This window comes from Microbacterium sp. HD4P20, assembly GCF_019449275.2.
Classification (GTDB): Bacteria; Actinomycetota; Actinomycetes; order Actinomycetales; family Microbacteriaceae; genus Microbacterium.
The window spans coordinates 276,019-289,746 of sequence record NZ_JAHZQZ020000022.1 but is presented as its reverse complement, the minus strand read 5'-3'; the positions used below and the strand labels follow the sequence as shown (position 1 = coordinate 289,746).

The following is a 13,728-nucleotide window of genomic DNA, read 5'->3' as shown; positions in this document are numbered from 1 at the left end:
GGCATCCCCTGATTTCTGGAGTGCAGCCGCGTGACCACCCCCATCGAGAACACCGCTCCGGCACGCCCGGCCGCCGACACCGTCGACAACGCCGCCGCCACTCCCGAGAAGGAGCAGCCTTACCCGGCACTCGGACTCAAGCCCGACGAATACGAGCGCATCCGCGAGATCCTAGGCCGCCGCCCCACCTCGGGCGAGCTGGCGATGTACTCGGTGATGTGGAGCGAGCACTGCTCGTACAAGTCCTCGAAGATCTACCTGCGCAAGTTCGGCGAAAAGGTCTCGGACGAGATGAAGACCCGCCTCATGGTGGGTATGGGCCAGAACGCCGGCGTCGTCGACATCGGCGAGGGCTGGGCGGTCACCTTCAAGGTCGAGTCGCACAACCACCCCAGCTACATCGAGCCGTTCCAGGGCGCCGCGACCGGCGTCGGCGGCATCGTGCGCGACATCATCTCGATGGGCGCACGGCCGGTCGCGATCATGGATCAGCTCCGCTTCGGCGCGATCGACCACCCCGACACCGCCCGGGTGGTGCACGGCGTGACCAGCGGCATCTCGTTCTACGGCAACTGCCTCGGTCTTCCGAACATCGGCGGCGAGACCGTGTTCGACGCGGTGTACCAGGGCAACCCCCTCGTCAACGCGCTCGCGGTCGGCGTGCTCCGCCACGAGGACCTCAAGCTCGCGAACGCATCGGGCGCCGGCAACAAGGTCGTGCTGTTCGGAGCCCGCACCGGCGGCGACGGCATCGGCGGAGCATCCATCCTCGCCTCCGACACGTTCGCCGACGGCGGCCCCACCAAGCGCCCGGCCGTGCAGGTGGGCGACCCGTTCGCCGAGAAGGTGCTCATCGAGTGCTGCCTCGAGCTGTACAAGCACGAGCTCGTCGAGGCCATCCAGGACCTCGGCGCCGCGGGCATCTCGTGCGCCACGTCGGAGCTGGCCGCCAACGGCGGTTCGGGCATGCGCGTCGACCTCGAGAACGTGCTGCTGCGCGACCCGACGCTCACGCCCGAAGAGATCCTCATGAGCGAGAGCCAGGAGCGCATGATGGCGATCGTGGCTCCCGAGAAGCTCGAGGCCTTCCTCGCCGTCACCGCCAAGTGGGATGTCGAGACCAGCGTGCTCGGCGAGGTCACCGGTGACGGGCGCCTGCAGATCTTCTGGCACGGCGAAGAGATCGTCAACGTCGACCCGTCGACCGTTGCCGTCGACGGCCCGGTCTACGAGCGCCCCGTCGCCTACCCGACCTGGATCGACGCGCTGCGCGAGGACTCGGCATCCGCTCTCCCCCGCGATCTCGACGCCGACACGCTGCGCCGCCAGTTCACGCAGCTGGTCGCCAGCCCCAACCTGGCCGACACGTCGTGGGTGACGAACCAGTACGACTACTACGTGCTGGGCAACACGGCGCTGTCGTTCCCCGACGACGCAGGCATGATCCGCGTCGACGAGCACTCCGGGCTCGGCTTCGCGATCGCCACCGACTGCAACGGCCGGTACTGCCAGCTCGACCCCTACGCGGGTGCGCAGCTCGCCCTCGCCGAGGCCTACCGCAACGTCGCCGTGACCGGCGCGATGCCGACCGCCGTCACTGACTGCCTCAACTTCGGCTCGCCCGAGAACCCCGAGGTCATGTGGCAGTTCTCGCAGGCCGTCGACGGCCTGTCGGACGCATGCCTCGAGCTCGGCGTTCCCGTCACGGGAGGCAACGTCTCGTTCTACAACCAGACCGGCGACCAGCCGATCTTCCCGACCCCGGTCGTGGGCGTGCTCGGCATCATCGACGACGTCGCCCGCCGCATTCCGTCGGGCTGGCAGGACGCCGGCGAGAACATCTACCTGCTCGGCGTGACCGCCACCGAGCTCAGCGGCTCGCAGTGGGCCGGCACGATCCACGGGCACCTGGGCGGTCGCCCCCCTGCGGTCGACCTGGCCAACGAGAAGAAGCTCGCCGAGCTGCTGCACGCAGCCGGACAGCAGGCGCTGGTCTCGTCGGCGCACGACCTGTCGTCGGGCGGGCTGGCGCAGGCACTGGCCGAAGCGGTCATGCGCTTCGGGGTCGGCGCACGGGTGTGGCTGAACGAGATCATGGAGCGGGATGGAGTGGATGCCGCGACCGCGCTGTTCTCGGAGTCCACCGGCCGCGTGATCGTGAGCGTGCCCCGCGAGGACGACGTGAAGTTCCGCGGCCTGTGCGAGGGACGCGGCTACCCGGTGCTGCGCATCGGCGTCACGGACGCGGCCGGCGATGGCGATGACCCGGCGCTCGAGGTGCAGGGCCTGTTCACGGTGCCGCTCGACGAGCTGCGCGACCTGTCGACCTCGACGCTGCCGGCCGCGTTCGGCGCGACGGTGTCGGAGCCCGCGGCCTAAGATCTACTCATGGCGGCGGACGACGAAGAGTACAGCGGTTTCAACGACACGCGGCAGCGTCGCGTCAAGATCATCGCGTGGGTGACGATCGTCGCCCTCATCCTCGTCGGTGGCGGAGCCACCGTCTTCGCGCTCCTCTTCGGCTGAGAGCCCGCCGGGCAGACTTCCCGCGAGGCGTGCGTGCCTGTAGGTTCGGGCCAGGAGGATCCCATGGCCCAGAAGCAGTCCCTGTGGACGCGCATCAAGAACTTCATCTCCCCGCCGCGCGAGAGCTACGACTCCCGACAGGCGCGCCCCGGCGATGCGGGCGCCGGCCCGGGCGATCCCGTCTACGAGGCGACCGACCGGCGTCGGCATGGCGGCACGATGGAGATCGGTCACTGACTCCGCGGCACCGACCCAGCACACTCGCGGCCGCGGCGTCGACGCGCGCGGCTAGCATGGCAGGGTGGAGCCGATCCTCCTCATCGTGTCGAGCTGGTGGTGGGTCGCCCCGGCGGCCGCAGGCGTCGGAGCGATGTCGTACGCCGGCCTGACGGCCCGGGGGCGTCGCGCCCGCCGGATCGAGCTGGACGCTGCCAGGCACGAGGAACGCGCGGCATACCGCGCTCTGCATTCCGCGCGCGCCGAACTGCGCGCCGCCAAGGCCGAGGCGCTCGCGGTGAAGGCCGGACGCGATGCCCGCGCGCTGGCCGACGCCCGGCGCAAGCTCGCCACGACGCGGCAGACCGAGCGCGCCGCTTCGCTGCACCTGCGGGCTGCACGCGACCGTCTGCGGGCCACCGCCCTGCGGTACCGCGCGATGCGCCGCGACTCACCGCACCCGATCGCGGAGCTGGTCGCCCGCCACGACGCGGTCACGGCGCGATGGCTCGAGTACGAGACGGATGCCGGCAAGGCTCTGTCGTTCCCGCAGATGCTCGACCCCCAGCATCCGCCCACCCTCGCTTTTCTGCGCGCACAGCGTGAGGCTCAGACGCTGCGCGGGGCCGCGACGCAGGACAAGGTCGCACCCGAGACGTACCTGGCCTACCGGGACGCGGTGCAGGCGGCGGAATCCGCGTTCCAAGCCGCCGAGGACGATGCGCTCGGCATCGCCCGTGAGAGCGTGTCGGGTCTGTCGTGGGACGCGCTGCCGGCCCCGCTCACCACGTGGCTGCCGCGCGCGGCCGATGCGATCGGCGAGGCTGCGCGCGTGGTCGCCGACGTGCGCGACGCCGTCGCGAAGCGGCAGGGCGGGGGCGCGCCGCCGCCCGACGAGCCGCCGCGCGGCTGATCCGGCCGGCGGATCCCCAGCGACCTCCCGGGCGCCCGGCGCGGAGGCGACGGCTACCATGACAGGGTGGAGCCGATTTTCGAGTTCCTTGGGAACTACTGGTGGCTCGCCTTCCCGCTCTTCGGCGTGCTGGCGTCGGTCGGTAGCGCCTGGGAGCGGGGCGCGCGTCGACGCCACAAGCGACGCCTCGAGGTGCTGCACGCGAAAGCCGAGCTGAAGGCCGCCCAGGCCGCAGCGCGCGGCAAGCCGGTCGCCGCGGCATCGCTTCCCCCGGTGACAGCGGCCACGGCGACCCAGATCACGGCGCCGGCGGAGTCACGCGAGACGCAGGCGGCGCAGCTAGACCGCCTGTTCGCGACGCACGACGCGGTGACGGCGCGCTGGCTCGAGTACGAGCTCGACGTCGCCAAGATGATCGCGTATCCGGCCATGAGCGACGGCCGCCAGCCGCTCACCGCCGCGTTCCTGCGCGCGAAGCGCATCGCGGACGGTCTGCGGCCCGCTTCGTCCAAGGCGCGGCTCACGAGCGAGCAGCTCACCGAGTACCGCAACGCCGTCGCCGACTTCGAGGTGGCGTTCGACGTCGCCGAGCGAGATGCCCGTCGCCTGCGCGACTCGAGCTTCACCGAGGTCGAGCGCAAGCGCCTCGACACCGCCAAGCAGCTGCTGACGGTCGCGATCGACCAGGCGGCGACTCCGGCCGAACGCCAGCTCGCCTACCGCCGCGTCCGCGAGGAGCTCGATGGGCTCATCTCGATCTCGGATGAGGCGATCGAGGTGCTCGAGACCAAGGTGATGCTCGAGATCGCCCCGGCCGCGAAGGCCGCCGCCACGTCGGAGCCTGAGCCCGAGTCAAACGCCGAGCCTGAACCGCTGCCGGTGAAGCGCCCAAGCACCACGCCGCCGCCGAAGACGGCGCCGTGGCCGGTGCCGTCGCGGGGCAGCGGCGATGTGCCCGGGCGCGTGGTGCGCCCGAAGCCCCAGCACCCCGGCCGCTGACGACATCGATCGCGCGGCCGGGCCGGAACGACCTTCGCCGGCCGAGCGGGCCTGTAAGGCTCACCACTCGACCGGCGAAGAGTCCGGCTCACGGCCGGAATGGCCTCAGGACGTGAGGCCGTCGACGTACTCCTGGTTGTCGGCGATCCACTGCGCCACGACCTCGTCGTAGTCATCGCCGTCGAACTGGTTGAACATGGCGTCCTCCAGCGAGTACAGCAGGTCGCTGGGCATCTCGAAGTTCGAGATCCACTCGCTCACCTCGGGGAACTCGTCGCCGAACGCCGTCGACGACACCGAGTGGATGCTCTCGGCGTCGCCGAGCAGACCCTGCGGGTCTTCGAGGTCCTTCAGCGGGAACGCGTTGTACGCCCAGTGCGGACGCCACAGGGTCACGGCGATGTTCTCGCCGGCGTCGGTGGCCGACTGCAGCTCGGCGAGCATGGCCGGGGTCGACGCCTCGATGAGCGTCATCCCGTCCAGTCCATAGCCGGGCACGACCTCGTCGCCGGTGATGCGCATGAGGCCCGAGCCGGGCTCGATGCCGACGATTTCGTTGCCGAACAGGTCGGCGTTGGCCGCGAGCTCGTCGAGCGAGTCGATCGGTGCGTCCTCGTTCACGGCGATGGTGAGCTTGGCTTCGTCGTTCCACGCTCCGAGGTCGACGACGTCATCGCCGTACTCCTCGATGTAGTCGGCGTGCGTGATCGGCAGCCACGTGTCCAGGACGAGGTCGAAGTCGCCATTGGCGAGCCCGGCGTAGACGGGCGCCACGTCGGCGTACGTCAGCTCGACGTCATAGCCCTGCTCCTCGAGGACGGCCTCCCACAGGTGCGACGCGGCGATGCCCTCGTCCCAGCCGTTGAAGACGGCGATCTCGATCGTGCGGTCCGCGCCGCCCGTCTCGCCGCCGGTGTCGCCGGAGCCGGCGTCACCGTCTCCGCCGCCTGCGCAGCCGGTGAGCACCAGGGCGGCCGCGCCTGCCAGCGCGATCCCCGAGGCCAGGTTCTTTCTCTTGGTCATCATGAGTGACGTCCTCTCCATCCGCGTTGCTGTCCGCGGATCGGTCGTTGTTTGTCAGGCACGCGAGTCTCGTGCGCCTCCGGCGGGCTGATGGACCCGCCCGGTCTTGTGGAGTGACGGATGCTGCGAGCCGCGGCATCCGTCATCTGAGTCAGTGCACGGGGATCCGGCTCACCGAGCCGGCCGCGTCCTGCTTGTCGCGGGTGGTGCGACCCGACGCGACGCGACGCGCACGCGCGCGTTCCGGGTCGGCGAAGGCCGAGGTGACCCGGTCGAGGATCATCGCGATGACCACGACCGAGATGCCGGCCTCGAACGCCAGGCCGATGTTGATGCGGCCGAGCGCTTTCACGATCTCGCCACCCAAGCCACCGGCACCCACCATGCCCGCGATGACCACCATCGACAGGCTGAGCATGATGATCTGGTTGACACCGGCCATGATGCTCGGCAATGCGAGCGGGAGCTGGATCTGACGAAGGATGCGTCCCGGCGTGGCGCCGAACGCGTGGCCGGCCTCGACCACCTCTTTGTCGACGCCGCGGATGCCGAGTTCGGTGAGGCGCACTCCGGGCGCGAGCGCGAACAGGATCGTGGCGATCATGCCGGGCACGGCGCCCACTCCGAAGAACACGATCGCGGGGATCAGGTACACGAACGCGGGGATCGTCTGCAAGAAGTCGAGCACCGGGCGCACGACGCGCGACACATGGTCGTTGCGGGCGGCCCAGATTCCGAGCGGGATGCTGATCGCGGTCGCGATGACCGCGGCGACGAGCACGAGCGCGAGCGAGTCCATCGCGGCCTCCCACTGGTCGACCAGCACGATGAAGAACAGGCCCAGGCCCGTCCCGAGCGCGAGCTTCCAGCCCTTCACCCAGAAGGCGAGGGCGGCGAAGACGAGGATGACCGCCCAGAACGGCGGGCTGACGAGCACCCAGTCGAGGCCGTCGTAGACCACGCCGAGCACGGTGGCGATTCCGTCGAACAGCCAGCCGAGCACGTCGCCGAGGAAGTCGACGAAGGCTTCGATCCACTGGCCGAGGGGGAGTCTCACGTTGTCCATCACAGTGCTCCTTCCGTCGCACCGGCCGCGGCGGAGGCCGCTTCACCCACCGCTTCGAGCGTCTGGGCGAATTCGGCCTCGGGCACGGTCACGGGGGCGCCGATGATCGTAATGGGCGTGGTCTGAGGGTCGACGTTGCCGAGTGCGGCCAGCAGCGTGACACGAGGGATCGTGCCGAGCAGGCGCCCCGCGTCGTCGACCACCGCGATCGGGACCGGGCTCTCGACCGATCGCTCGACCACGTCGGTCAGCGGCTCATCGGGTCCGACCACCGGCTGGGTGCGGCTCACGAGGGCGCGCAGGTCGCTGCTGCCGTCCTTGACGGCGCGCACGACGGCGCGGTCGGTGACCGAGCCGAGGTAGCGGCGGTTCTCGATCACGGCGACCGAGCCCACCTGCAGGTCGCGCATGACGCGCAGGGCGCCACGGACGCCGGCGCTCAGCGGGGTCGTCGCGACCGGAGGAGCCATGACCGATCCGGCCGTCAGCACGCGCGCGCGGTCCACGTCCTGCACGAACTGCGCGACGTAGTCGTTCGCGGGGTCGGTGAGGATCTCTTCGGGGGTTCCGGTCTGGACGATCCGCCCGTCGCGCATGACCGCGATGCGGTCGCCGAGGAACATCGCCTCGTTGAGGTCGTGCGTGATGAACACGATGGTCCGGCCGAGTTCGCGCTGCAGCTCGACGAGCTGCTCCTGCATCTCGCGGCGGATGAGCGGGTCCAGAGCCGAGAAGGCCTCGTCCATGAGCAGGATGTCAGTGCCCGCAGTGAGCGCGCGGGCCAGGCCGACGCGCTGGCGCATGCCGCCCGAGAGCTCGTCGGGCATCGCGTCCGCGCGGTCGCCGAGTCCGACCTTCTCGAGGATCTCGCGAGCGCGCTCGCGGCGCTCGTCGCGTCCGACGCCCTGGATCTCGAGTGCGTAGGCGGCGTTGTCGAGCACCGACATGTGCGGCAGCAGCGCGAAATGCTGGAACACCATCGACACGGAACGACGACGGATGCCGCGCAGCGCCTTGGCCGAGGCACGCGTCACGCTCTCGCCCTGGACGAGCACCTCGCCCGCGGTGGGCGGCAGGAGTCCGTTCAGCATGCGGATGATGGTGGACTTGCCCGAACCGGACAGGCCCATGATGACGAAGATCTCGCCGGGCTGGACGGTGAAGCTCGCATCGATGACCGCGGCGGTGCCGCTCTCGGCGACCTCCGAGCGGGATGCGCCGGCGCGCATTCGTTCGACGACGGCGCGGGGGTTGCGTCCGAAGACTTTGAAGAGGTTCTTCGCCTCGATGGCGGGTGAAGCGGTGGCAGGTGGAGTGGACACAGTGCGCCTCGGCAGCCCGGTGCAGGGGGGCTGCATCGGTCACGCCCGGGTGACGGCCACACACGCGTGCGCTCTTTGCGAGCGACGGCGGCTGCGGATGTCGGATCCGCGCAAGGGCCGCCGACCATACGCTCACCGCAAGGCATCCCCAGGATGCCGTGCGAGACCGCGGACTGGTCGGGTAGACCCACAAGGGGCCTCATCCAACATGTCATTCAAGTGGATGCATCGCAAATTTGACCCGAGCACGGCTCGTCGCTATCGCGTGCGCGCGGTGCGGGTAATCGGCGATCCGCCTCACAACGTGTCACGCACCCGTTGAGCGGTTTCGCGCGCCATCTGTGCGGACAGTCCGGTGTGCGCTGCCGGATCCAGCAGTGTCCGGATTCGACTCGGCGACAGCGAGGCGGTTACGCGTTCTTCGCCAAGCAGGAGGTCGGCGAAGTCTGCGCCCTCGGTCGCCGCCCGCATCGCGAGGACATAGACGATGTGGTGCGCCTCGTCGCGACCGATCCGCTCTCCGAGTGCGAGCATCACTGCTTCGGACGCCAACAGTTCGCCGCTCAACTCGAGATTTCGCCGCATCCGCTCGGGAAACAACTCGAGCCCGGTGAGGATCGTGCGCAGTCGCACCAGCAGGTCGCCCATTCCCACAAGTGCCGACTGGATGGCGGAATCGAGCTTCGCTGTCGAACCCCCGTCCGCCTCGTGCGGGTGGATGACGGCGCCCATCGCCTCCGGGGCCAGGGCACGCAGGCGGGCGGCCAGATCGATCACGTCGCTGGAGAGCTTCGGATTCCGCTTGTGCGGCATCGTCGAGCTGCCGACGGAACCCTCCGGGACAGGCTCGGAGACCTCTCCGAACTCCGTCTGCATCATCGTCTCGATATCGAGCGCGATGCGCGCGCACGAAGCGGCCACCAACGCCATATCCGAGATGTAGCCCGCCTGCGGTGAGAGAAGCGCCCGCGAGGGCACCGCCATGGCCCCGAGACCCAGGCGCGTGGCGACGCCTTCCTGCACCCGAGGCCCCTGCTCACCGAGGGATGCGAAACTGCCGACAGCGCCGGCCATCATCACCCGAAGGCACGGCTCCACGCCGCGATCGAGGCGGTCACGTCCGTGCAACAGATCGTCGGCCCACGTCGCCGCCTTGAGCCCGAAGGTGATGGGCACCGCATGCTGGCCGTGTGTGCGGCCGGGCATGATCATGTCCGCAGAGCGATCCGCGAGTTCGGCGAGCGCGGCCAAGCACTCACGCAAGAGGGATCCGACGATCCCATGCGCGCGATGGAGCAGCACAGCGTTCCCGGACTGCATGATGTTCTGGCTCGTCGCGCCCCAGTGGACCCATCCACCGGCGTCGGGGCCGGCGGCACGCGCGAGCTCTTCGATGATCGGGACGAGAGGATGCCCCTGGCGCCTCATCCCCTCGACGATGCGGTCACGTTCCATCCGCTCGAGATCGCCGACCGAGGCGATGCGGTCGGCCGCTGATCGCGGAACGATCCCCTCGTCGGCCTCCGCTGCTGCCAGTGCCACCTCCACGTCGATCCAGGTCTGCCACACCCGGCTGGTCGCGTAGACGTCTCGGATGCCGGCGTCCGCCACGCTGTAGTCGGTGAAGCGCTCGGCCGCTCCCGCCACGTCGGCGATCGTCCGCATCGCACGGGGGTCGCTCGTCATCGCACACCCACTGCCGTGCTCACGGCGGTCTCCGCCGCAGGCGCAGCGCCCTTCTTCCCGCGTCGTCCGGAGCGCCGCTCGAGGAACGTCGTGATCAGGAGCACGACGAAGATGAGCGCGATCTGCAGCGTGCCGTAAGCGGCGGCCGAGCCGACGTCGGCCGAGTAGAGCCTGTTGTAGATCTCCACTGACATCGGCGCGTAACCGGCCGGGTAGACGATGACCGATGCCACGTACTCGCCGACACCGTCGATGAAGGCCAGGAGTGCGCCCGCGAGGACTCCCTTCCACACGAGCGGCAACACCACCGTTGCGATGGCCCGCAACGGCGAGGCTCCCAGCGATTGCGCCGCCTCGTCCACCGATGGGTCGAGGGTGTCGATCGAGGCACCCGTCTCTCGGAAGACGAGCGGCACGTAGCGGACGAAGTATGCGATCGGGAGGATCAGGAGCGATCCCACCAGCACGAGGCCGAGGTTGAACCACTCCGGCGAAGCGAAAGCGGTCACGATGTTGATACCGATCACCGTGCCCGGCAGCGCCCACGGAAGCATGATGGCCGCATCCATCGCCCCTCGGCCCCGGCGCAGCGGCCATTTCGATATGACCCAAGCGGCGGCGCCGCCGATGACCACGGCGCCGAGCGTCGCATACAGCGCCATCTGCACCGACACATTGATCGGCAGCAGGGACTCCGGATCCGTGAAGATGCTGACGTAATTGTCGAGCGTGTACTCGGGCGGCAGTACCTCCGTCGTCCAGGATCGGTTGACCGAGAACGACACGAGCACGATGGCGGCCACCGGGGCGATCAGCACGAGCGAGAGGACAGTCGCACCCGCGGCCGCGGCGCCGGCCATCCAGCCGGAGGCCCGCGTGCGAGATCGCTGAACGCCCTTGCTCAGGCTCCGGTGAACCTGGCGGCCCTGGTACCACCGCATCAGGAAGAGGAAGCCGATCGAGACGGCCGCGAGGACCGTCGACTGCGTGGCTGCCAGCGCGTAGTTCCCGCCCGTGCGCGTCGCGACGATCTGCATCGTCAGCGTCTGCACGTTGTACAACTGCGGAGCGGTGAAGGAGGCCATCGATGTCATGAAGGTCAGCAGGGCTCCGGCGACGAGCGCGGGGGTCAGCATCGGGAGCACCACGTTCAGCCACACCCGCCACCTGGGGGCGCCGAGGTTCGCCGCCGCCTCCTCGATCGAGGTATCCATGCCGGCGAGGCCGGCAGCGACGGAGAGATAGAAGTAGGGGTACATCGTGAACACGTGCACGAGCAGCACGCCGCCGACGCCCGACACCGCGACGCTCGCCGGATCGATTCCCAGCTGCCCCAACGCGCGCGGGACGATGCCCGTCTCGTTGAAGAGAAGAGTGAACGACACAGCTCCGATGAGGGGCGGAAGGGCCAACGGCAGTACCGAGAGCACCTCGAGCAGGCGACGCCCGGGGAAGTCGAAGCGCGTGAGCAGAACCGCCATGAGCGTGCCGACGATCGCACACAGTATGACCGTCGCGATCGAGATGCCCACGGACAGCAGGAGCGCCCGTTGGGTCGCCCCCGAGAGAAAGGACGAGTAGTTCTCCGCCAACCCCGCGCCGCCGGCGCTCGTGATCGCTGTCTGCACCATCGGCATGACCACGAAGAACGCGATGACGGCGAACACAGGGATCGCGAGGAAGACGACGAACCGTTCCCCCGGAGTGCGGAGATCGCGGCGTCGACGCCGACGGCCCGACGCCGGACGCTCGAGCGCGACGACTTCGGTCATGGTCTGGACGGCGGAGCTCACGACGGGATCAGCCATCCGCTGCGGGCAGCGACCGTCAATCCGACGCGCGAGCCGGCCTCCACGTCGATCTCGGGCGTCGAGACCGTCACGCGGGACCCAGCGATGTCGACGTCGAGCATCGCGGTGGAGCCCAGGAACTCCACCGATTCGATGACACCGTGGAAATCCGCGTCGGCCTCGCCGACGATTCGGATGGTCTCGGGCCGGATCGATGCCTGGCGGGTCTCACCGACCACCGGCGCCTCCTGGTTCGATCGATGCACGATGAGCCGACCGTCCCCGAATCGGACGTGGGCGACGTCCGGTTCGACAGATTCGATCTGGACGGCAACGACGTTGCTGCGTCCGATGAACCGGGCCACGAACGCCGTCGCGGGCTCGCTGTAGACCTTGCGCGGCGTGTCGATCTGGTGCGCCCGGCCATCGGCGAGCACCGCGATGCGGTCGCTCATCGCCATGGCCTCCGCCTGATCGTGCGTCACATAGACGGCGGTCGTGGCGGCGGATTTCTGCACCTCGCGGATCTGCATCCGCGTCTCCTCGCGCAGCTTCGCATCGAGATTGGACAAGGGCTCGTCCAGCAGCAGCACGTCGGGCTCGATCACGATCGCGCGCGCGAGCGCCACCCGCTGCTGCTGTCCTCCCGACAGCTGGTCGATGCGCCGTCGGCCGTAGCCCTCGAGTCCGACGCGCTCGAGCGCCCGATCCACCCGGCGGACGCGTTCGGCCTTCGAGACCCTGCGCAGCTTGAGTCCGTAGGCCACGTTGTCTGCGACAGGCATGTGAGGAAACAGTGCGTAGTTCTGGAACACCATGCCCGTGCCGCGCTTGTGAGGAGGCAGCCCCGTCACGTCCTTCTCCCCGAAGCGGATGCGACCCGCGCTCGGCTGCACGAAGCCCGCGATCATGCGCAGCAGTGTCGACTTCCCACACCCGGACGGCCCCAGCAGTGTGAAGAACTCGCCGGCCTGGACAGTCAGATCGACGGTGACGGTGGGCTCGGCCTCGGAGTCCTCGCCGTAGGTCTTGCTGACTCCGTCGAGTCGGATCGGGATCACGCGCTGTCTCCTCGGGGCGGGGTGGAGGGGGTTCCGGCGGCGGCGCGCTGCCCTCCGTCGAAGCCGCTCATCCCTGGTTCTTGATGTTCTCGAGCCAGTAGTCGATCCATTCCTGCTCGTGCTCGGCGATCACGGCCCGATCCACGGGGAACTCGACGATCTCGATCTCCGACAGCCACTCCGGCTCGGCCTCGATCTCCATCGTGGGAATCTGGAACGCGTTCTCGGCAAGCCACGTCTGCGTCTCGTCACTGAACATGTAGTCGGCAAAAGCCTCCGCCCCCTCCGGGTTGGGCGCGCCGGCGACCTTGGCGATGCCGTCCAGGTTGATGGGAGCGCCGGACTCCGGCACGTGGATCGCGAAAGCTGCCCCCTCCGCCGCCTGAGCGAGGATGTCCTGGTGGTTCCAGATGGTGATGGCCGCTTCCTGCCGCTCGAGGCGCAGGTATAGGTCCTCGGGGTTGGCGGCGTAGTCCTTCGTGTTCGCGTCCAGTGCACGCAGATATTCGTACCCGGCATCCGGTACGCCGTCCTCCGCGAAATGCTGATAGATCATCGCCGAGTAGACCCCGCGCATCGTGCCGGACGCCGCGACGTCCCGGATCAGGATCTGGTCGGCGTACTCCGGGTCCGTGAGGTTCACCCAGTCCGCAGGCACATCGGCTTCATCGATCATGTCGGAGTTGTACGCGATGAGTTGCAGTTGCTGCATCTCGGCGACCCATTTGTCGTCCTGGCCGTGGAATTCCTCGGGCACCCGGTCGAGGATGCCGTCCGACCATGGCTCGACGAGGTCCTCCGCTGCCGCGGCGTCGAAGAGCGACGGCGTCCCGCCCCACCAGACGTCCGCCTGCGTGTTCGCCCCTTCCGCCCTGATGCGGTCGGCGACCTCGGCTGCTCCGAGGGTCACGAGCTGCACGTTGTAGCCGGACTTCTCCTCGAAGTCCTCGATGATGTGGTCGGTGATCGCCGAGGGCCTCGGCGAGTAGATCGTCACCGTCCCGGATCCGCCCGTCGGACCATCTCCTCCGGCGTCGCCGCCGCTCGGCTGCTGCAGGCCGCAACCTGCCAGGCTCAGACCCGCGAGGGCGAGGGCCGCTCCCGCGACCAGGTTTCTGCGGTTCAT

The 13,728-nt window shown here is 69.1% G+C and carries 12 protein-coding genes; 5 read left to right on the top strand and 7 right to left on the bottom strand.

The features are described from left to right. The first annotated feature begins 30 nt into the window (after positions 1 to 30). From purL to K0817_RS17865, 5 genes are all read left to right on the top strand, one after another. Positions 31 to 2,379, top strand: coding sequence for a phosphoribosylformylglycinamidine synthase subunit PurL (gene purL / locus K0817_RS17885; RefSeq protein WP_253735490.1), 2,349 nt, complete (start codon positions 31 to 33; stop codon positions 2,377 to 2,379). A 9-nt stretch (positions 2,380 to 2,388) separates the two neighbouring features. Then, positions 2,389 to 2,526: a hypothetical protein gene (locus K0817_RS17880; RefSeq protein ID WP_219983031.1), complete on the top strand. Its 138-nt coding sequence runs from the start codon at positions 2,389 to 2,391 to the stop codon at positions 2,524 to 2,526. A gap of 63 nt (positions 2,527 to 2,589) precedes the next feature. Further along, entirely contained in the window at positions 2,590 to 2,763 is a 174-nt protein-coding gene (locus K0817_RS17875; protein ID WP_219983030.1) for a hypothetical protein, read from the top strand. Positions 2,764 to 2,827: 64 nt separating this feature from the next. Beyond that, positions 2,828 to 3,655, top strand: coding sequence for a hypothetical protein (locus tag K0817_RS17870; RefSeq protein WP_219983029.1), 828 nt, complete (start codon positions 2,828 to 2,830; stop codon positions 3,653 to 3,655). Positions 3,656 to 3,721: 66 nt separating this feature from the next. Next, positions 3,722 to 4,654, top strand: a complete 933-nt coding sequence (locus tag K0817_RS17865) for a hypothetical protein (protein ID WP_219983028.1) — start codon at positions 3,722 to 3,724, stop codon at positions 4,652 to 4,654. 105 nt (positions 4,655 to 4,759) lie between these two features. On the opposite strand, the gene K0817_RS17860 is transcribed toward K0817_RS17865, so the two are convergent. From K0817_RS17860 to K0817_RS17830, 7 genes are all read right to left on the bottom strand, one after another. Beyond that, positions 4,760 to 5,680, bottom strand: coding sequence for a glycine betaine ABC transporter substrate-binding protein (locus K0817_RS17860; RefSeq protein ID WP_219983027.1), 921 nt, complete (start codon positions 5,678 to 5,680; stop codon positions 4,760 to 4,762). Positions 5,681 to 5,828: 148 nt separating this feature from the next. Next, a complete protein-coding gene (locus K0817_RS17855) occupies positions 5,829 to 6,743 on the bottom strand; it encodes a proline/glycine betaine ABC transporter permease (protein ID WP_219983026.1) in 915 nt (304 codons plus the stop codon). Then, entirely contained in the window at positions 6,743 to 8,065 is a 1,323-nt protein-coding gene (locus K0817_RS17850) for a glycine betaine/L-proline ABC transporter ATP-binding protein (protein WP_253735489.1), read from the bottom strand. The genes K0817_RS17855 and K0817_RS17850 overlap by 1 nt, the downstream gene beginning before the upstream one ends. Positions 8,066 to 8,362: 297 nt before the next feature. Further along, positions 8,363 to 9,751: an adenylosuccinate lyase family protein gene (locus K0817_RS17845; protein ID WP_253735488.1), complete on the bottom strand. Its 1,389-nt coding sequence runs from the start codon at positions 9,749 to 9,751 to the stop codon at positions 8,363 to 8,365. Further along, entirely contained in the window at positions 9,748 to 11,544 is a 1,797-nt protein-coding gene (locus K0817_RS17840) for an iron ABC transporter permease (protein ID WP_253735487.1), read from the bottom strand. Before K0817_RS17840 ends, K0817_RS17845 begins: the two co-directional genes overlap by 4 nt. Then, positions 11,541 to 12,602: an ABC transporter ATP-binding protein gene (locus tag K0817_RS17835; protein ID WP_219983022.1), complete on the bottom strand. Its 1,062-nt coding sequence runs from the start codon at positions 12,600 to 12,602 to the stop codon at positions 11,541 to 11,543. Before K0817_RS17835 ends, K0817_RS17840 begins: the two co-directional genes overlap by 4 nt. A 67-nt stretch (positions 12,603 to 12,669) precedes the next feature. Next, positions 12,670 to 13,728, bottom strand: a complete 1,059-nt coding sequence (locus K0817_RS17830; protein WP_219983021.1) for an extracellular solute-binding protein — start codon at positions 13,726 to 13,728, stop codon at positions 12,670 to 12,672.